This window comes from Idiomarina piscisalsi, assembly GCF_003987095.1.
Classification (GTDB): Bacteria; Pseudomonadota; Gammaproteobacteria; order Enterobacterales; family Alteromonadaceae; genus Idiomarina; species Idiomarina piscisalsi.
Genome location: NZ_PIQA01000013.1, coordinates 32670 through 53177, shown reverse-complemented (window position 1 = coordinate 53177; position 20508 = coordinate 32670). Strand labels below are relative to the sequence as shown.

The window sequence follows — 20508 nt, the reverse complement described above, 5'->3', positions numbered from 1 at the left end:
TCTCTCTTCCCAGCGTCTGGGGCTTTTTTAGTCGGCGGAATAATATTCCACACCAATTTTAATGCGATCCCGCCCGTTCTGCAGGCGCCAGCGGTTGGTATCGCGAAGCGAATAAACACAACCACAATACTCCTGCTGATAAAAACGTTCTCGCTTGGCTATTTCCACCATACGGGCAGAGCCGCCTTTTTTACGCCAGTTAAACGTCCAGTAATGCAATCCGGGATAACGTGCAACCGCACGCTGACCACAGTCATTTATTTGCTGCATATTTTTCCAGCGTGAAATGCCTAAGCAACTGGTAATGGTGTCAAAGCCGTTTTCATACGCATATAACGCTGTGCGCTCAAAGCGCATATCAAAACAAACCGTGCAGCGCTCACCTCGTTCCGGTTCCCATTCCAGACCTTTTACTCTTTCAAACCAGTTCTTAGTGTCGTAGTCACAGTCAATAAAGTCCACGCCAAGCTTCTCAGCAAAACGAATATTCTCTTCTTTACGCAGCAAATACTCTTTTTCGGGATGAATATTCGGGTTATAGAAGAAAATCGTAAACTTGATGCCCGCTTCAGCCATACGTTCCATAACTTCCCCAGAGCACGGCGCACAGCAGGAGTGGAGCAGAACGTGGTCGGAGCCTGTTGGGGTTTCGAGTACAATCGACTCTTGTTTTTTCTTGGACATAACTTTTCTGCACTACTGAATTTAAGCAGAGTATAGCGGAAATGAATGCAAAAACTAGGCTACCGTTAGTTAAACACTCTTTTCTACATATGCCTTATGTAGTTCGTACATAATAGGCACTAGGTTATCAACCGGCCCTTCAACCATAACCCCTGGCGCAACTTGCTGAATAGGCAGCTGACTGACAGGGGAGCCATTAATACCAAACTCGTTATGCCATTTTGTCAGTTGTTCAGTAGAGTGAATGTAAACGACTTTTCCCAGTTCCGCCCAGCCATGTGCAGCAGAACACATCGGGCAATGCTCTCCTGATGTGTACATGGTTGTGTTCCGGCGCTGTTCCAAAGTGAGGTTTTTCGCAGCCCAACGCGCCAGCTCAATTTCAGGGTGGTAGGTTTTATCAACCGTATTCACTCTATTGCGGTCTTCTTTTAATATCGCTCCTTCAGAATCGACTAATACCGAACCAAAAGGGGCATCTCCCGCAGCCAAGGCCTCTTCTGCTAACTCAATGCAGCGCATTAAATATTGATTTATTTCAGCCAACGCTACCTCCTCCACACCCGGTTAAAAAATCGACTTATGTGTCATTTTTGTTAAAAATTTAAACAATCTTTACGTTCTCACGCTTTAAGTTGTTCATTTTTTGTTATTAAATGTTGCAAATGATGTCAAACGACGTCATTTTTAGGCAGCCAAACGTCGTATCCCCTGCTGCTTTCATTCATGGCTTCTTACAGCCACTCATTAAAAAAATAAGAGACAAATTAGATATGAGAAAAATTCAATATCTTACACTGACTGCTTTAGCAGTATCAGTTTCATCGGCTTTTGCTAAACCTCCTGACCATTCACAAGCGCAGCCGCTGGTAAAAGAGCAGGCTCAAATTCAAGCGCAAGTGGACAGCTCAGCACCTCAGCGTTACATCATTAAATTTAAAAATAATGGTAACGCGGTCAACAAAATGGGCAACAGAGGACGTTCTGAATTGGCCATTTCCCGAGCAAACAACGTGGTCAGAAAAGCTGGCGGTAAGGTAAAACTTAGCATGCGCCACAACTTGGCGGTAGCCGCCGAGCTGACTGAAAAGCAGAGAAAGCGTCTTGAGAAAAACCCAAACATTGAATACGTTGAAGTTGACCGTATCCGTCGTTTTATGGCGCAAGACGTGCCTTACGGCATTAGCCAGGTACAGGCTGATCAGGTCGATGACAGCGTTGCTTCTGCGGCCGCAGGTGGTAAAAAAGTCTGTGTTATCGATTCAGGCTTAGAGCTACCACACGAAGACATGGGTACTTTAGGCGGTACTATTAACGGCACGAATGATAGCGGCACAGGCAACTGGTACGACAATGGCGGCCCTCACGGAACGCACGTTGCCGGTACTATTGCTGCGCTAGATAACGGTTTTGGCGTTCGTGGCGTTATTGGTAGCGATCCTAACCTGCATATTGTCAAAGTCTTCAATTCCAGTGGTTGGGATTATTCGTCTTCATTGGTTTCTGCTATTGAAACTTGTGCCGACAATGGTGCTGACGTTGTTAACATGAGTCTTGGCGGTGGTGGCTCAAGCCAGACTGAAGCCAACGCGATGCAAAACCTGTATAACCAAGGTGTTTTATTGGTCGCGGCAGCGGGTAACGACGGTTCTGCTTACAGCTCAACTGACCCAATGTCTTACCCTGCGTCTTACAACGCGGTTATGTCCGTTGCGGCTGTCGATAGCAGCAAAAACCTGGCATCTTTCTCGCAGAAAAACAGCCAAGTTGAAATTTCTGGCCCGGGCGTCAGCGTTCTATCGACTTATCCAGAAGGTACTGGTGGCCAAGGTAATTATGGCACCATGAGCGGTACTTCTATGGCGTCACCTCACGTTGCCGGTGTTGCTGCTTTGGTTTGGTCGCATCACCCAACCTGTAGCGCTCAGGAAATTCGTAACGTATTAAACGTTACTGCAGAAGATCTGGGTGCCTCCGGTCGCGACGTGAAATACGGGTACGGCTTAGCACAATCTAAAGACGCTATTGATTACATTGACGCGAACGGCTGTGACGGCTCAGGCGGTGGCGGCGGTGAAGAACCACCAACAAACAACGAACTGAGCAATGGCCAAACGGTCAGTAACTTGTCAGCGACCACGGGTGATTCGCTGTACTACACCTTAAATGTTCCAGCCGGTGCAACTGACCTAAGCTTCAACATTAACGGAGGTTCAGGCGACGCCGATTTATACGTGCGCTTTGGCTCTCAGCCAACTCAGTCAAGCTATGACTGCCGTCCGTATCAAAGCGGTAATACCGAAACTTGTACTATTTCGAACGTACAAGCCGGTACTTACCACGTTATGCTGAACGCATACTCAAGCTTCTCTGGTGTGAATTTAACCGGTTCATTCACTGAACCAAGCACTGGTGGAGGTGATGGCGGCTCAGCTTCAGCAACTGACTTATCAGGTGCCAGCGGTGAGTGGTCACACTACTACGTCGATATTCCTGCGGGCATGTCAGCGCTTAATGTAACCATGTCCGGCGGTTCAGGCGACGCTGATCTATACGTTCGCCAAGGCTCTCAGCCAACTGAGTCAAACTACGAGTGCCGTCCATACCGCTCAGGTAATGACGAGTCTTGTAGCATTGATAACCCAGCTGAAGATCGCTGGTACATCAGCTTAAAAGGGTACAGAACCTATTCTGGCGTCGACTTATTCGTCGAATGGGAATAAGGTTTTTTCACGAGCTAAAACAACTCCTTGAACTAAAAAGGCGCCAATTTGGCGCCTTTTTTATCCCAACAACTGTTTACTCAGCATTCCAACGATAAATCCGAAGACAGCGCCAAGCGATGGTGTCCAATGTCGGCGCATACGCGCTTGGGGGGCGATATCCTGAAACACCAAATAAAGAATGCCACCTGCTGCAAAGCTCATTATCATAGCCGTAATTTCCGGTGCATCGCGCAGCCACCAGTAGCCCATCAAAGCGGCAACCGGCCCAAATAACGATACGCCGAATAAGCCTGCCAAAGCGATTTTGCTGCTTAGCTGTGCAAACCGCAATTCGCGATACGCGTTAAAGCCTTCCGGTAAGTTTTGAGCCGCAATAAATACGGCGAGTAAAATAGCGGTGTTTGGGCTGACCGCAAAGAGTGCGCCCAAAGAGATGGCTTCTGGCAGAAAGTCGAGCAGCATCGCCATAAACTGAGCGACATTGCCGCCATGTTTGGCTAGCCAAGCATCAACAATCGCAAAGCTCACCCCACCGAGCGCAAATAAAAGCGCTAACTGCCACGCATTCAATTCTTTCATGCCTTCGGGAACCAGTGCGAAAGCAACCGCGGCCATCAGAATACCGCCACCAAAAGCTGTTATTCCATGTACAAATTCACGTTTAGTAACGGTGTTTGCTGAGCCCTCAAGGTAAGCGATTGTCCCACCCAGGAAGGCCATCAAGCCCGCCCCCCAAGCGAGTAATAACATCCAATAGATTGTCATGCTTGCTCACTCCCGTTACTAAAAAGTTGGCTGTATTGCTTACGAGCATAGTGGTCTGTCATTCCGGAAATATAGTCACAGATGACGCGTTTTGGGTTCGTCGCCTGCTGGTACTTTTGCAATGTAGACGGTTGCAGTAATTGTTCCGGGGCATCTGCTAACGCTTCGAACAACGCCATAATGATGCGCTGGCCTTTAAACTCCATGGCTTTTACCTCTGCACTCCGAATGACGTGCTTGAAAACGAAACGCTTGAGTAATTCCAGCGTATGCTCCGCTTCTGCAGGTAGTGTTGCCTGTAAATCCAGTTGCGGGTGTTCAAATTGCTGTTGCCTCTCAACGGTAATTTGCGGTACTAGATAGCCAATGAGCTTGCTAATAGCATGTTTACGGTCGCGGCTATCGGGGGAAAACAGTTTGTCGTGGTAGAAGTCAGCTTTGGCGATCAGCGGGCTGTCGTCAAGTGCGTTTTGCAGCACATCTTCGCGCCACTGACGTTCTGTTACTAAGCCCAGCGCCAGCGCATCCTCTAAATCGTGAACGCCGTAAGAAATGTCGTCGGCTAGTTCCATAATTGAGGTATCGAAGGCTTTGAATTGCGAGCGTCGCTTGCCGTTTTTTTCCGTTTTTGTTCTGAACTTGTCGCGATCGTGCTGCGAAAACTCTTCTAAAACCCAATGTAGAACGTCTTCTTCGTCATCATGAATCGATTTGGGCGGTTTAAATGCGTTTAGCGGAGAATCCTCAGTTAAATCGGTTGGCTGTACCTCGCTGTGCAGCACCGGATATTTCAAAACACCCAACAAGGTGCGGCGGGTTACGTCCAGACCATGCTGTTCAGAATACTCGCCCAACTCGCTTAAAATGCGTAACGTCTGTCCGTTACCCTCAAAGCCGCCGTGACCCAGCATGTGATAGTTAAGCGCAACCTCGCCGCCATGACCGAACGGCGGATGTCCCAAATCATGCGCCAAACAAGTGGCTTCAATTTGAAAAAACGACGGTATCTGCTGCGAAATATCGTCATTATCATCATAAGTTCGCTTTAAATGCTCACAAATACCTGAGCCAATCTGAGCAACCTCCATCGAGTGGGTCAGCCGCGTACGATAAAAGTCATTGTCGCCTACACCCAGCACCTGGGTTTTCGACTGCAGCCTGCGGAACGCCGAAGAGTGTATGATTCGCGCACGATCGCGCTGCGCATCACTGTCTGGCGTTGCGGCATTAAACGGTTTGCTTTCACCTGAGCGTCGTTGAAGCATGGTTTTATTCATGTTGGCAGTCAGTTGCTAATAACTACCCCACAGCAAAACAAATTTTCAGCCGTTTGCCCAGTGAAAGATTAGTAAACCCGCTGCTTTTGGTGCTCGTAGTTTAATAACATAGCCGCTTTTGCCACTTCCATGTCGTTTTCCGAAATAGCCTTGCGTTTTTCCTGCTTAAAATACTCCAACAAATGATACAAATGCCACAAAGACGGGTTACCCTCATGCATTGGCAGGGGAAATTTGGCTAATTCTTTGTCGCGAACTTTGCGCAGATACTGGCGACTCATCTTAAGTTGCTCGCCGGCATCAGACAGTCCAACTAAATCCGGCCCTATCTCAACCAAAACCGCTTGAGGAAGTGACTTTTGCACATCGGAAATTGCACTTTTAATAGCATCTCTAGCGGAAGCCGCTTCGCGCATGAAGTTGAGCGCCAATCGTCCTGGTACACCCACGCCTATAATCGCATCGTCGCAACCGCCACCATATAGACTGTCGGTAATTTCGTCAGAAGAGATAGTAACAGGCACGACAAATTTTAAGGTGAAGTCATAATCATTCATTGTCGTTACCTCCTAGCCCGGTGTTTCGGCCTACTCATTGCTCCCCCAACACGAATAAAAATAAACCAATACAACAAAGTTGTCAAATGACAACTAAAATCATGTTTAAGCATTATTATGAGGGATAAAACAAGATATCAGGCTCAAGGCTATCATTCGCTTACATAAATTTACGTGCCTACGGCAATACTAACTGGCACACCTCTTGCTGAGTTAACACATATTTACCTAATGCCCGAGAATTTCGGCAAGCCATTGCCGTTTTTTGCCGCTAAAGGACTAGGAGGGGATATGAACGTCAGCACATTACTTAATATAGCAACGAGCCAGGCAGGTTCTTCGCAACAGAGCCGTCAGACCGAGCAGCCGCCAGCACCCGAGGCGAAACAAGCGACACCAGGCAATGATGAAACCTTTATCGATAAAGCCTACCGCAGCTTGGTGCTTAACCGCATGGGTGTGGATACCGAACAACTTGAAGAAATAGAGCAGAAAATTGAAGAGCTGGAGAGTAAGTCGAGCCTGACAAAAGACGAAAAAGACAAGCTTGAAAGCCTGATTAAAGCCCGTGATCAATTGTTTGAGGAAGCCATGCGCCGTCAGGCTGAGGAAGGTAATTCAAGTCAGCCCTCCGTTACCAGCAATGGTATTCCCACGGAAATCGCCAATAAATATGACCCTCGGGCTATCTCCCCCGATGACATGAGTTTGTTGGCAAAAGACCTCCACGAAGCAGGCGTAATATCATGGGAACAGCGCAGCCGCATGAGCTTTCAGTTCGTGAAAACACATCTCTATAAAACCCATACCCCCGAGTCACAACAAGTAGACCCCAGCGAGCCCATGGACTTTGTAAAAGTTTGGGAAGAGCGGGTAAAAGCTAACGAATACTTTAACGTACCCGCCGATCAAAAAGCCCGAGACCAGGTGATACTGGATGTACTGCGGCGGGTTTGATCAATAGACTTTCGATTGAAGTGTTATTTATTACGATTGGTCAGCTCACCATTCTGTGCTTCTATCTCACTGAGGTATTTTGACTGATGCTGACGAGCCAGCTTTAAAGCCTTATTCGATGCCTGAAGGGCACTTCCCGAGTCATCATTCATTGAATACACGGTAGCCAGGCTATCCCAGAGGATTTCGGACTGACCGAACACCTCGACACCTTTCTCAAGAATCTCGGTGCCCCATTCCAACTCACCTTCGTAGGCCGCTTTCAAACCATAAACATTGTATTGATGCACCGACATGGGGAAGTTGTAACCCATCGTCTTTGCATAATTGCCGTAGTAAGCCTGTAACTGCTCCAGCGACTTAATTTCGATATTCGGCACAGCGTTGTAGCCGCGAAAAATTGATTTAAGCCCTTCAACGTTAGCAATCAATGGCGTGCTGTCGTGGGTTTCCTCAGGAAACTGCTGAGACTCCCAATCAAAAACGCTTTCGGATTTTTCCGCTAGCACATTCATTAAACGCTGATAACCATCAGCCATTTCATTAGGCTCATTCGCCATACTGACAAACCAGCGCACCGGCGACTTTTCTGCTTGTTGTTTCGCCGCCTTTATGTCGTTGATAAGCGCAAAATTATCCCACCATAAACTTGGGCTCACCGATATTGACGCATTGATAAAATCCGCATGATGAGTCGCCAGGTAGCTGGTATAAAGCCCCGACAGAGAGTGCCCGGTAACCAGAGTATAAGGCGAAACCCGATACTGCTTTTTTAGCTCAGGCAGCAGCTCTTCTTGCAAAAACCGAGTGTAATGCTGAGCACCACCCGAACGCCCCTCGTAACCCGCTAACTCGGTGTGAGTAAAGTGCTTTATGCGACTTTTCGCACTCACCCCAACCACAATCATTTCAGGCACTATCGAAAAGGTGCTTAAGAAATTAACGTTACCCGCAATGTGCTCAAACTGCGTCGAGCCATCCATGACCAGCATTACCGGATACTCGAAGCTGTCGGAATGGTGATAGCTTTCTGGGAGTACTATGCGGGCAGTGACGGTTTCGTTAATGAGTTTTGAATCGACCTGGAAGGTTTCTGCGGCTTGGGTTGAGGTGCAGAATAAAAAGACACATAAGAAGCTGAGGGCTTTCAGATAAATGGGCATTAGATCAGAGGGTTATGAAGTATTGTGGAAATTTTAGCACCATTTTAAATACTAAAGCTAACCCTCTGGTCTTCTTTCACTCAACCTTATCGCAAAATATTAAACGACTGATAAAGCCTAGTAGGCAATTTGTTCTCGAGTTTCCAAGTCACATTCATAGGGCGCTCCCCATGGCTGCTAATAAAAGTCACTGGCCCGCAGGCTTTATAAGCTGATTGCTTGTTTTCTCTAACAAAAAGCTGGAACTGCCAACCATTGGTGTTGCTCTCGATATAGCGACGCCCGGTCGGCGTATTTGGAGAAGCCGTATTCTGTGACTGCCAATGGAACTTCTCTCGACTGATCGCGTAGTCATTGTAGGCAACACCTTCGTGTACTGCGTCAGCTTTATCCAGCGTCACGAACAACAACTCAAGCTTTTTATCTTGAAAACGGAGTACGCCCTCTCGAAATACTCGACGTTCCTGCTCATTCAAAAAGCCAACTGCAGTCAAAATTTCACGTATTTGATAAGACGCATGAAGTTTCAAAGGTGTATCTTCGAGCCCAGGCAAAGGCTCAAAAACATAGTTTGTTTTAGCATCTAATAAACGCGCAAGTTCATTGAGCTCAGTGAGAGCTTCAGGTTCCTGCTTCAAGGCTTCAATAAACTCAACACCGCTACCCACGCGCTCGTTCTGGTGATCAATTTGATAAGCCAACATTTGCGCGTATTGCTTATCGATACTCGTCCAAGCGTCACTTAAATCGCCACTTGTCGCTTTTTGAATGAGTTGCAGATAATCAGAATCATCAATATGCAGTAGGCTCGTAAAGCGTTTGCTTAGGTAGGTTTCCTGCTCCGTCGCATCGCCAGCAATCAATTGAGCTGCACGCTTTAAATTGGTCCAGCCGGTTTTATTACCTTTTCCACGGTAAACATCCGTCAGTTCCAGCTGCTGTTCACTGATAAACTCTGATAACGAGACGTTATTGTTACCTTTTATTCGAGCGAAGTGGTTCAACTCATTGCGTAGTTGATCCCAACGCTGATTGATCGCCTGACGCAGACTTCCCAATATCGATTCACGCGCTTCCTTTTGAAGCTGCAAGTAGCAACCACTCGGTAACTTGCCAAAACCATTATTCACACCGTCGTAAACTTCTTTACGGGTTAATCCTGTTATTGCACTGTACAGCACATCAAAACGAAACCCTGCTCGATGTTGGCCGATAAAGTCGAGTACTAAACAACTTTCCTTTTCTGGATGTAGGCGCAGACCTCGACCAATTTGTTGCTGAAACAGCGTAACGCTTTGCGTTGGTCTTAATAGCAACAGTGTGTCGACAAAAGGCAAATCAACACCTTCGTTGTATAAATCGACCGTAACTAGCACGTTAATTTCTTTATTCGCTAATTTTCTCGGCAGAGACTCCCGTTCCTCACGTGAGCTTTCTCCGTAAATCAATGCCGCTGGAATATTCGCTTCGTTAAACTTTTTGGTCATAAAACGCGCGTGATCAACATCGACACAGAAAGCCAGTGCGCGAGATTCTTTTATATTGTTAACGACTTCATCCCAAGCCCTCACCACGTTACGTGCACGAGCATCATTCGCAGAGAGAATGTCGTGAAGATCGCTCCGACCATCGCCATTTTTCCAGTTAACGTTCCGGTAATCTTGGCCGTCGTCACACGCATAGTATTCAAATGGTGCAAGTAGCTGCTGATCAAGCGCATTCCATAAACGCATTTGTACCGATGGCGAACCATCGGGGCGAGTGTCAAAATAGGCTAGAATGTTTTTATTATCTGATCGTTCAGGTGTGGCCGTCAGACCCAGCAAATATTTAGGCTCTGCACGTGAAACAACCTCATCAAAACTTTGCGCCGCTATGTGGTGGCATTCATCAACTACCACAACTTGCCAATGATTTGCCGGGTAACGCTCTAACAACTTTTGCGAACGAACACTCTGCACCGTCGCAAACACATGATCATATTGCTTCGGTTCGTGACGCCCTGTCAGCAAGTCACCAAAGTTTGCGTCTTTTAGAATCTGTCGATATGTATTCAGCGACTGACTTAAAATTTCCTCGCGATGTGCGATAAAAAGTACTCGCGGCTGTCCTTTTTCCCGCTCACAAATACGTCGGTAGTCAAAGGCTGCCATAACGGTTTTCCCTGTGCCCGTTGCCGCTACCAGTAAATTTTTAAAGCGTCCGTGGGCACGCTCATTATCTAGCTGTTCAAGAATATCCGCCTGGAACGGTTTGGGTGTAATATCGAAGAAGGTTGTGGTGACATGCTCAGGTAAAGTTTTCCCGCCAGATTCCCTGCTTAGCGCATCTCTCAATGCTGCGACATGTTGACTGTCGTTCGGATCATACGGCTGGAACTCACCGTCTTCCCATAGCGTTTCAAAATGTGCTTTGGCACGCGCATACAAGTTTTGTTGTCCGTGTTCGGTGAACTTAACCGTCCACTCTAAGCCTCCCATTAAAGCGGCACCCGATAAATTTGCACTACCAACATAAGCACTGCCGAACCCGGTTTTTCGCTCAAACATCCAAGCTTTCGCGTGCAGTCGCGTTCGACGCCCATCTAACGATACGCGCACCTCACAATTCGGGAGTCGGGCTAGCATATCCAACGCATTTTTCTCTGTTGCGCCAATGTAGGTTGTCGTCAGCACTCGAATGGATGTTTTACTATGGCCATCAGCATCGGCTGCGGTAATTTGCTTTAGTATGTCGTAAATTTTCCGAACACCAGAAACCGTGATAAAACTCACTAAAATGTCGACGTGATCACAGCTAGAGAGCTCTGAGATTAATTCGTTGAGTAACGCTGGTGAGTCTTTACCCGCAGTAAATAGCCACGGTTGCGATAAGCCAATTTGAGGTAACTCGGGCTGCTCACCTTGCCGATAAATCGAGCGTAGCACCTTTGGTGGTGCAGCGATTTCGTCGATAAGTGCTTCTGCTGTATTCTCTTTTAGCTGCTGCCGCGCGTGCTTGAGTAGATTATTCAATAATTCGACTTGAGCCAAAAGCCTATCGTTATCTGAAAGCTTTTCACCCTCACCAACGGCTGCTAGTAACTGAGATAACTGCTCGGTTAACGCATCTACTAATCGTTCATGACTACTTTCAACATTTAGGTTTTCTAGCTCAGCAACGAGACTTTCATCCTGCATTGAAAGCTCTTGTTGAACTGCTGAGGTTTGCAGCAAATCATAGAGGCCTCTGTGCAAGTTAGACACGCTTGCCTCCCTGACTGAACAGTTTATTCCCCACCAAACTCAACCGCTCTTTAGCCCTGGTGATACCGGTATACAGCAGCTCTTTACTCATCACTGGGCTGTCGTGGTCGGGTAGTACCATGACGGTGTGTTTGAACTCCGAGCCCTGTGACTTGTGTACGGTCATGGCGTAGACGGTTTCTATGTGGGTGAGGCGGCTCGGGAGTATCCAGCGTACGCCGTGCTCCTGGTCGGGAAAGGCAACGCGCAGGTGTCCGTGTTCAGGGTCTTTTAGGGCGATGCCAATGTCGCCGTTGTTGAGCTTTAATCCGTAGTCGTTTTTGGTGACCATAACGGGGCGGCCTTCGTACCAGCTGTTGGCGTTTACGCCGAGTATGTCACCCACTTTTTGGTTAACGGCTTTCATGCCCCAGGGGCCTTCGCGCAGGGCGGTTAGGATTTGGAAGTTGCTTAGGTTTTGCAGGGCTTCCAGGGCGAGTTTGTCGGCGGAACCAGCGTCGATGTTTGTAGTAGCATTGTCGTTGACGGCTTCATTGCTCCTGACGTGTAACGTCAGGCTACCCCTGATAAGAGCCTCGAAGGCTGGGTCGTCTAAACTGTCGACTTCGTAAACACTGACCGGATGCTCGCTTTCAGCGGCTTTGGCTTTTTCAATTTCCTGTTGTGTGGCGGCATCATCCTGACGGTTAATAGCGTTTGCCAGGTCGGCAATAGGGCCTTTAAAGCGATAGCTTTTGCGGAATTTAACCACGTGTTGCAGGCGCTGCCCGCCATTGTCATTGATAAGCTCTGACGGAAATGTTGGTGTGTCAGCAATGTCCTGCAGCCACTTAGCAGTGTCGCTGTGGTAATGCCCTTCGTCGGCGCCGGCGCATAAGTTACCGAGCACGGCGCCAGCTTCGACCGATGCTAGCTGGTCTTTGTCGCCAATGAGTACCAACCGAGCGTGTTTCGGTGTTGCTTTTAGCAATGCGGTCATCATTTCAATGTCTATCATCGAGGCTTCATCGACAATCACTACATCCGTTCGCAGCGGGTTTTCCGCATTGTGTTTAAAGGCGCGGGAATTGGGTTTCACACCCAATAGTCGATGCAGCGTTTTCCCTTCGGGCTGAATCGAAAGTAATGCGTCCTTCAGACTGGAGAGTTTTTCATTCTGAACCAATTGCTCCAGCTCATTTTCAATGGACTCAGTCAGGCGCGCCGCTGCCTTACCGGTGGGCGCCGCCAGTGACACCCGCAGCGGTGGCAAACCGAGCGTCAACGCCTGATGCTGCAATGCCGTCAACAAGCGCACCACGGTATAGGTTTTACCGGTTCCGGGCCCGCCAGTAATGACACTAAAGCGGTTACGCACGGTATTGGCGCAGGCTACCCGCTGCCAGTTAATATCGCCGTTTTCGGTCGGCGCAAACAGCTTAGCCAGCGTACTCTTTAGTAGCTCGTCGTTAATAACCGGCCGGTCTTGCATGCGCGCCTGAACACTTTGCTCAATAAAGGTTTCGTACTGCCAATAGCGGCGTAAATACAAGGTGTGTTCGCTGAGCACCAACGGCTCGGTTCCGTGACCGTTCACATCGACGCATTGACTGGCTGCCAGTGCGTCGGTCAGGTCTAATCCGTATTGCTTAAAAAGCTCACTTGGTAAGGCGCAGTCCGCGGCATGACGGTTCTCCGGTGGCAGGTTCAGCAGCGTTTCCGGGGTATCCATCAAAGCCTTTAGATCAACTTGCGTATGCCCACGCCCGGCTTGATGCGACACGCAGCAGGCGGCCAGTAACACCGCATCGCTACGCTCGCCCGCTTGCTGCAGAAACTCGACAAACGCCAAATCAATAGAGCGTATCCAGCCGGCATCCCGCCACTGACTCAGAGCTTCGAACAGGGTGTGGGTAGTTACATTGCTCATACTGACTCCTTGTCTTTGACGCTTTCTCCGGCAAATAGGCTGTCCAGCTGCTCTATCAGCTCTTTCGGTGGTCTGTCACAAAATGCGCCGCCAGTGTCGGCTCTGTGCCCGCGTAAAAAGAGATAAACTGCGCCGCCAACGTGGGTATCGTAATCGTATTCATCGCCCAGCCGTGCTTTTAGCAGACGGTGCAATGCCAGCGTATAAATCACGTATTGCAGGTCATAACGGCTGTGCAGTATTTTCTCGCGCATGGTCTCCTCGCTGTAGGCATGGTCGTCTTCACCCAGCCAATTGGACTTGTAGTCTGCTACGTAATACTTTCCGTTATGCTCAAAGACCAAGTCGATAAAGCCCTTTAACATGCCATTCAGCAAGTTAGGCTCTAGTGCAGGGCGCTCGTAACCGGGTAATGTGTGTTGTTGTACCAGGCTATCCAGTCTTTGTGCGTTAACGCCACTGGCACCAAACCAAAACTCCGGCTCCGCTTTATAGTGATGCAACTGACCCAGGCTGACAGTCTCCCCGTCCCCATTAATCACAAACTCTGTCTGCAAGTAGGCATTTAACCAACGCTCAATACTCTGCTCATGCTCCTGCCACAAAGGGCTGACACAAAAGCGCTGTACCAGCTCAGTGCGCTCGGTGGCGTCGTGAGCGATTACCTCAAAACCCCGATTCGCCGACTCTTCCAGTAAGTTATGCAAAAAGGTGCCCGGACCAGCGCCTTTAGGCAAGTGGTGAATGCTGTCCACACTCGGCTCTGCGACACTGGCGACTTGCTCTTCTTCGTCTTCTCGCTCATCCAGCAGGTTCATTTCGTCGGGCGACTGCGGTGCCTCTGCACTTTTCGTGACCGCGCCCTCATACTTAAGCGCGCTGTAGCTGGCCACCCACCAACGTTCAAGTTTTCGGCCAGCCAGCATCGTTTTAGGCGTCAACTTAGGTGTTTTTTGCTCCTGCTCAAGCGCGCGGACCAGGGGTTCATCCTCTTCCAGGCGTGTCACCTGCGTATGCGCGCTCTGCTGCCAGCGCTCATTAACGACCTTGTAAAGCTCGTCAGACAACGCCTCACCGCCGTTCAATAAGTAAAACAGCGGATTATTTCGGTGCTCGCTCATAGCCTCCAGCGCAATGAAGGTAGCGTACTGAGCCCGGGTCACTGCGACGTACATTTTGCGTAAATCTTCTGCGAGAATTTCGTCGCTTAAACGCTGTTTATTGTCATCGTCTTTGGACCAGAGCACTTGCAGCTCGCCATTTTCATCATGATATACCGCTGGTGGCTTTATGCGGTGGGTCTCCGACTGGGTGTAAGCCACAAAGGGCATGAACACCAGCGGATACTGCAAACCTTTAGACTTATGAATGGTGATAATTTTTATCAGTTCATCGTCACTTTCCAGGCGTAGCTGCTGCTCGTCACTTTGCGTGCGGCTGTTGCTACCAAAGCCGTGGCGTTCATTCACCTGCTCGGCGAAATGGTTCACTAACGCCGGAATACCGTCTAAAACCAGACTTTGTTGTTGCAGTAATTCGGCAATATGAAGCACGTCTGACAGCTGTCGTTCGCCATGAATGCGGTCTTCCAGCAACGTCGCTGGTACCTGATGGTCGTGCAACACATTGTGCAGCATAGCCAATACGCCCTGGCGCAGCCATTGGTCGTGATAACTTAAAAACTGCTCGACACGCGCTTCCCAGGCTTGTTCGTTACTGTGAATATGCTCCAGTTCAGCAAACGGCAGCCCTAACAGCCTTGTTGCAAGGGCGCTGCGAATAAGCGACGGGTCACGTGGTTCCGCACAAGCGCTGACCAGTGCCAGCAAGTCTTTAGCTACACGCTGTGCAAATACCGACTCTCGGTCTGACAAATAAACGCTTTTAAGGCCACGGTCATTCAGTGCTTTTTTTATGGCATTGGCTTCGCTGAAGTTATTCACCAGCACGGCAATGTCGCTGGTTTTCACGCGCTGCTCCAGCACGTCGTCTTCATTGTAATAACCGGCTTGCGGATCATTCAGTAACGACGCTATTAGGTTGGCATGATGGTTCGCTGCTGCCCTGAATACGGTATCTTTATTGCGTTTTTCTTTACTCGATACCGACCACAGAAGCGCCGGAGCGGTTTTTACATTGCTGGATAACAAGCAGTGTTTGAACGTACGCTTCAGCCCATTGGCAGCCACGCGGTTAAAAGGCAGTTGGTTGTCGTCTTCGGTTTTAAACAAAAACGCGCCGCGCGGTAGCTCTTCCGCGCGCTCAAACAGCGCATTGACGCTGTCCACCATCGCCTGTGACGAACGGAAGTTTTTCGCCAGGTTATAGTGCCGCCCTTCAGTGTCTCGCCGGGCTTTTAAATAGGTATAAATGTCGGCATTTCGGAAGCTGTATATGGCCTGCTTTGGGTCACCAATCAGGAAAATGCCGGTGCCGGTATGCGGCTCTGCCAGATTATAAATGCGGTTGAATATCTCATACTGCACCGGGTCGGTGTCCTGAAACTCGTCCACCATGGCGATGGGGTATTGCTTACGAATAGCGGCCGCCAACGCTTCGCCACTGGGACCTTTTAACGCATCGCGTAAGCGTGTCAGCATGTCGTCATGCCCCATTTCTGCACGCTGGTTTTGCAGCTCGGCAAAGCGTTTATTCACCCAAAATGCAGCGTGTTGTTTTACCTTTGCCAGTTCTTGCGTTTGCTGGACTTTGCTTTGTTTTAGGCGCTCCTGCAACTGACCTAAGACGTTCCAACTGTCCGGCATGCCGCCCAGCTTACTCTCAGCAAACTTTTGTAACTCATCTGTACGGATGTTTTTCCAGTTTGCTGCCGTGACGTCCGGTTCAACCAACTCAGCATCCGCGCACCAGTCGGCAAATTTCTGAAATTGCTTAAGTTTGGTAGCAGTGCCTTTGGCTTGCGATGTCTTATCAACCAATTCGTTGAAAATAGGCGCAACTTCTTGCTTTATCGCGGCTATTCGTTGCTTATGCCCATTTTCCGCCTCAATTAATAGAGTTTGCAGGTTTCCCTCAACCGGTGCCTGCCCGCTTTTACTTAAGCTGTAGGTCAAACCTAATAAGGCTTCAGGCGAGGTAAAGTCTGCCAGCAATTTTTCACTCAACTCGGCATCGGCCGGATAAATAAACCGGCGGAAATAGTCCTCAGCAGCCTGCAAACGTAGTTCTTCATTGTCGGTTTCGACGTCCTGACTGAATAAACTGCCGCTGGCAAAAGCGTGCTCTTTTAGCATCGACTGACACCAACCATGGATGGTCTTAACCGCCGCTTCGTCCATCGACTGGGACGCTAAATCCAGTAATCGCGCTAAGTGTTTTAAGTTCTGTTCTTTCGCTACGCAGTCTTCGCGCAAACTGGCTAAGAACGGGTCACTGTCGACCGAGTCCGGATCACGAAAATAAGCCGCGGCTTCGGCTAAGCGTTCGCGAATACGGTCGCTCAGCTCTTCTGTCGCTGCTTTGGTAAAAGTCATGACCAGAATATTTTTGGGCACAAGCTCGCGCTCAAAGGCGGTGTCCTGCGTGCCGTGACCAATGACCAAACGCACATAAAGTGCAGCAATGGTGTAGGTTTTACCGGTACCGGCGCTCGCTTCAATCAAGCGGCTGCTATTCAGCGGAAAGTCGAGCGGGTTCTCCAAAATATGCGTTGTCGATTGGCTCATGACTTATCCTCCGGCACCATGGTTAAACGCAGCGGGTCGTAGAGTTCATTCAAAAACCGGCGGAAATGAGGCGACGTCATAATGGCCTCGTAAGTGTCGGCAACCCGGCCGCAGTAATCACTTTTTGTCACTATGGCCGGTCTTTTATGCTGATCTTCTTCGTATTTCTGCCGGGCTGCCTCGTGCGCCAACGCTTCGTCGTTGTCTTTTTTATCCAGGGCGTTCAGCCAGGTTAAGGCAATATCCAAATGCATGGGTTGTGGTTGCTGCACCGACAATGCCACCAGTTCAAGCAGTTGCTCGAGTTGTTGCAGCGCCAACTCTGCCGGTATAGCGGCTACCGGCAACTGACACCCCCCTTTGGAAACTATGAGTAAACGGGTGGGTTGCTGCAAATTCAGCAGCATTAAGCCGATGTAATACGCACTGATATGTTTCCAGCCACCGTCTTCAACACCGCCCTTTTTAGTATTTTTTGCGATTTTACTCGCTGAAGTTACCACCCACAGCCGCTCGCCCTGTTCATTGGTGTGTAAGCCGGTAATGGTGTCGTCGATAATCAGGCCGTTATGCTCGAAGCCTACCTCAATGGGGAACTCGTTAAACTGGCTGTAACCGGTAATACCCTGCTGATAAGAGCCCAGTATTTTGTCGGCTTGTTCAAGCAACTCCAGACCATTTTGCTCGGCGATAGCGCCAATACCCAAGGCGCCCTCGCGGTTGATTCGATTCAGCTCTTTTAACAAGGCCGCTTCCGTGCCCCCGCCTTGCAACAAGGCACGCTTACCACAGTCCACCAAACGCGTAATGAGCGTCCAGCTTTGCAGGTTATCCATCACGAAGGCTTCGCTGTCGTCCAGATCTTCGCTTTCGCTGCCAAAATAGGTATCGAGATGCCAGTTAAAATAAAGCCTTGCGGGCTCCTCGATAAAGCGTTTAATGTCATTAATGCTGAGGGTTCGTTCAGCGTTTTGCGACTTTTCTTGCTGTACCGCCCGATGATTCTTTTGTGCACCACCATGCGCCAAAGCCCACTCACTGGCGTAAGTGAAATACCCCGGCTGCTCCTGGCTAAAGTAAGACGTGTTAAAGGGTTGCAGCTTATGTTCTACGGTCAGGTTGTTAACGTCAACACCCCAGCCTTGCTGGATATGGTCGCGCAACTGTGCGACTAATACTGACGGAGTGCGCTCGCTGTTATCTTTGGCACTGTAACCCACCCAGCTCAAATAAAAGCAGTCCCGCGCCGACAGCATTGCTTCCAAAAACAGATAACGATCATCGTCACGGCGGGAGCGATCGCCCGGACGATAACGATCCGTCATCAAATCAAAGTCCACGCGCGGCACCGAGCGCGGGTAGTCACTTTCGTTCATTCCCAACACACAAACGTATTTAAAAGGAATGGCACGCATGGGCATGAGCGTGGCGAAGTTCACTGCACCGGCTAAAAACCGCTGGTTAAGGTTTTGCTGGTCAACGCGTTCGAGCCACGCATCTTTAAATATCGGTAACCGCAACAATGACTCATTGTCGGCTTCAACACCAATATCCCGTAACTGATACAGCTCGTCACTAAGCTTGGCTAACAGTAAGTGATCACTATCGTCGTCGGTCTCGAAGAATTGCTGTAACAGCCACTCGCCATGCAGCACCCAGTCCGTCAATGGCTGCGCAGTTTGGGTACGCTGCCACCATGACTCGAGCGCGCGCGCAACATCGGCCAGACAACCAACGAGAGCAGCGCTCAGGCCCGATACTTCCGGATAGGGCTCAACCTCAGCCCAGGGAGATGAATGATCTGCTTCAAGCTCGCCAATGGCATAGCCTGCAATCATGCGTTTAAGCGCAAACCACCAGCTGTTTCTTTCCTCCGCCGGAGGCATATAAAACTGTTCACGCTGCTGACTGTTCAGGCCCCATCGCGCACCGGCCTCTCTGACCCAGCGTTTCAACTGCGGCAGGTCGTCGTCATGAATGTCGAAGCGCTGCTGTACAGCGGGCACCGACAATAAATTGAACAAATCCGTTTGGGTAAAGCGCAGCTGGTCCGCCTGCAACAACAATTCCAGCGCTATCATTAATGGTCGCTGATGGCGCTCCCCCTGGTCGGCGATGGTATAAGGAATGGCGCGCGGATCACGTTCGCCCGGGCGTTGATGATAGCGTCCAAATACCGCGTCAATGTAAGGTGCGTAGGTGTTCACATCAGGCAGCATCACCATAACGTCACGGGGCTTTAAATCCGGATCGTTCGCAAATGCATCCAGTAGCTGGTCATGCAGTACTTCGAGCTCTCGCTGTGGGCTATGGCAGACATGAAACTGCAACGACTTGTCCGTTTTAGCCGGTGTCGACCAGTGCTCCCGCGTTTCCTGAACTGGTCGCAGATTTAAGATATCGTCTTGTAACTGACCTAACAGGTGATGAGTGTCGTGAGGCTCGAATAATTCCAGCTTTACGGTATTAAAGGCTTCCTGCTTGGCGAGCGTTTCGTCGTATAAATCGAGCAGACGAATATAGTCTCGACCTTGCTTGCCCCAGGACGCTAGTAGCGGGTGCGCCAGCTGATGCAATTCATCATCGTCTGGCTGCTCAGGCAGATCAGGCTTATGTTTAAGTCGAGAAGAAGCTTTAACCGCCTCTCGCAGCGCTTCTTTGCCGTCAACAATGTCGGCCCAGTGAAATTGCGACGGGTTGTGCACACATAACAAAATCTGCGTGTAGCCTTTTATGGCATCCAGCACTTGCAACATTTGCTGCGGCAGCGACGATATACCGAACACAACCACTCTGGGCGGCAAGCCTGCAGGGCGGCTCTGCAATGCCTTTGCAGTATCAATAAAACGCTGGTGCAGCTCAGCCCGGTTGTTCCAGTAGTCATCAATGCCAATGTCGTTACTGATAGCGCGCCAGAGTTCCGGCTGCCACAATTGCTCGGCTTCAAGCGGCTCATTGTTTTCCAAAACGTCATGACCTTTAACCCAGTTGTCGAGCCAGTCAGCGCGATACACCGCGTATTGGTCAAACAAATCGGCTAAACGCCCACTGAGCTGATAGAGCTTACGCCCGTCGTTATCGTCCGAAGTGTAGTGCTTCAGCGGCGCAAAGTGTGGGTTTTCGGCAATAAGCTCGGGTAATAAACGCATTAACCGCCAGGTCAGACGGTCTTTATCGAATGGCGAGGTTTTCGGGATATCGTCGCCCAACACGGCTCGATAGGCTTGCCACTGAAAGCGCGCGGGCAAGGTCACATCGACCATGGCAGCAATGCCGCTGGCTTGCGCTAAGTTAATTTTAAGCCACTGCGCAATACCGTTACTTTGAACCAGTACCGTTTCCTGTTCTAGCGGCGCCAACGGATAATTTTGAGTGAATTTGACAGCCACATCCGTTAAGTCTTCCAAACGGTGTCCGTGCGCGACAATAAAGCCGGGGGTTAATTCACTCACTCGCTGCTCTCCTTAAAATGGTTTCCATGAAATTCCATGGTATCGTATCTTTTTACAGACACCAGTATAAGACGTCATGCGTCAATT

12 protein-coding genes are annotated in these 20508 nt (G+C 49.5%); 2 read left to right on the top strand and 10 right to left on the bottom strand.

The features are described 5' to 3' along the window. Window positions 1–27: 27 nt before the first annotated feature. Both CWI73_RS11015 and CWI73_RS11010 read right to left on the bottom strand, forming a co-directional pair. Window positions 28–684, bottom strand: coding sequence for an epoxyqueuosine reductase QueH (locus CWI73_RS11015; RefSeq protein WP_053953439.1), 657 nt, complete (start codon window positions 682–684; stop codon window positions 28–30). A 69-nt stretch (window positions 685–753) separates the two neighbouring features. Continuing rightward, window positions 754–1230 (bottom strand): nucleoside deaminase, encoded by a 477-nt coding sequence (locus CWI73_RS11010; protein WP_241968893.1) that lies wholly within the window; start codon window positions 1228–1230, stop codon window positions 754–756. A gap of 227 nt (window positions 1231–1457) precedes the next feature. Between CWI73_RS11010 and CWI73_RS11005 the strand changes: the two genes are divergently transcribed. Continuing rightward, window positions 1458–3407, top strand: coding sequence for a S8 family serine peptidase (locus CWI73_RS11005; protein ID WP_126752825.1), 1950 nt, complete (start codon window positions 1458–1460; stop codon window positions 3405–3407). 60 nt (window positions 3408–3467) lie between these two features. Here CWI73_RS11005 and CWI73_RS11000 read toward each other — a convergent pair whose 3' ends face one another. The 3 genes from CWI73_RS11000 to CWI73_RS10990 form a co-directional block, all read right to left on the bottom strand. After that, the gene (locus CWI73_RS11000; protein ID WP_126752824.1) at window positions 3468–4175 is read right to left on the bottom strand and encodes a ZIP family metal transporter; all 708 of its coding nucleotides are present in this window, start codon (window positions 4173–4175) and stop codon (window positions 3468–3470) included. Continuing rightward, window positions 4172–5452, bottom strand: coding sequence for an anti-phage deoxyguanosine triphosphatase (locus CWI73_RS10995; RefSeq protein WP_198675191.1), 1281 nt, complete (start codon window positions 5450–5452; stop codon window positions 4172–4174). Before CWI73_RS10995 ends, CWI73_RS11000 begins: the two co-directional genes overlap by 4 nt. Before the next feature lie 68 nt (window positions 5453–5520). Beyond that, the gene (locus CWI73_RS10990; RefSeq protein WP_126752823.1) at window positions 5521–6009 is read right to left on the bottom strand and encodes a DNA-binding protein; all 489 of its coding nucleotides are present in this window, start codon (window positions 6007–6009) and stop codon (window positions 5521–5523) included. Window positions 6010–6300: 291 nt separating this feature from the next. On the opposite strand from CWI73_RS10990, the gene CWI73_RS10985 reads away from it, so the two are divergent. Further along, entirely contained in the window at window positions 6301–6966 is a 666-nt protein-coding gene (locus CWI73_RS10985) for a hypothetical protein (RefSeq protein WP_126752822.1), read from the top strand. A gap of 23 nt (window positions 6967–6989) precedes the next feature. Here the strand turns inward: CWI73_RS10985 and CWI73_RS10980 are convergent, their stop codons facing one another. The 5 genes from CWI73_RS10980 to recC all read right to left on the bottom strand — a co-directional run bounded on the left by CWI73_RS10980 (window position 6990) and on the right by recC (window position 20421). Beyond that, window positions 6990–8129, bottom strand: coding sequence for an alpha/beta hydrolase (locus tag CWI73_RS10980; RefSeq protein WP_126752821.1), 1140 nt, complete (start codon window positions 8127–8129; stop codon window positions 6990–6992). An 86-nt stretch (window positions 8130–8215) separates the two neighbouring features. Further along, window positions 8216–11374, bottom strand: coding sequence for a DUF3427 domain-containing protein (locus CWI73_RS10975; protein ID WP_198675190.1), 3159 nt, complete (start codon window positions 11372–11374; stop codon window positions 8216–8218). Continuing rightward, window positions 11367–13283 carry an exodeoxyribonuclease V subunit alpha gene (recD, locus tag CWI73_RS10970; protein ID WP_126752820.1) on the bottom strand — a complete coding sequence of 639 codons (1917 nt, stop codon included), beginning with the start codon at window positions 13281–13283 and terminating at the stop codon, window positions 11367–11369. Before recD ends, CWI73_RS10975 begins: the two co-directional genes overlap by 8 nt. Beyond that, window positions 13280–16969: an exodeoxyribonuclease V subunit beta gene (gene recB / locus CWI73_RS10965; protein WP_126752819.1), complete on the bottom strand. Its 3690-nt coding sequence runs from the start codon at window positions 16967–16969 to the stop codon at window positions 13280–13282. The genes recD and recB overlap by 4 nt, the downstream gene beginning before the upstream one ends. Next, window positions 16966–20421 carry an exodeoxyribonuclease V subunit gamma gene (gene recC / locus CWI73_RS10960; protein WP_126752818.1) on the bottom strand — a complete coding sequence of 1152 codons (3456 nt, stop codon included), beginning with the start codon at window positions 20419–20421 and terminating at the stop codon, window positions 16966–16968. The genes recB and recC overlap by 4 nt, the downstream gene beginning before the upstream one ends. Window positions 20422–20508 lie beyond the last annotated feature (87 nt).

Bases quoted from the DNA above. Each gene is read 5' to 3' on its own strand.
- CWI73_RS11015 (WP_053953439.1), bottom strand. From the start codon at position 684: ATGTCCAAGAAAAAACAAGAGTCGATTGTACTCGAAACCCCAACAGGC.
- CWI73_RS11000 (WP_126752824.1), bottom strand. From the start codon at position 4,175: ATGACAATCTATTGGATGTTATTACTCGCTTGGGGGGCGGGCTTGATG.
- CWI73_RS10995 (WP_198675191.1), bottom strand. From the start codon at position 5,452: ATGAATAAAACCATGCTTCAACGACGCTCAGGTGAAAGCAAACCGTTT.
- CWI73_RS10980 (WP_126752821.1), bottom strand. From the start codon at position 8,129: ATGCCCATTTATCTGAAAGCCCTCAGCTTCTTATGTGTCTTTTTATTC.
- CWI73_RS10990 (WP_126752823.1), bottom strand. From the start codon at position 6,009: ATGAATGATTATGACTTCACCTTAAAATTTGTCGTGCCTGTTACTATC.
- recD (WP_126752820.1), bottom strand. From the start codon at position 13,283: ATGAGCAATGTAACTACCCACACCCTGTTCGAAGCTCTGAGTCAGTGG.
- CWI73_RS10985 (WP_126752822.1), top strand. From the start codon at position 6,301: ATGAACGTCAGCACATTACTTAATATAGCAACGAGCCAGGCAGGTTCT.
- recB (WP_126752819.1), bottom strand. From the start codon at position 16,969: ATGAGCCAATCGACAACGCATATTTTGGAGAACCCGCTCGACTTTCCG.
- CWI73_RS11005 (WP_126752825.1), top strand. From the start codon at position 1,458: ATGAGAAAAATTCAATATCTTACACTGACTGCTTTAGCAGTATCAGTT.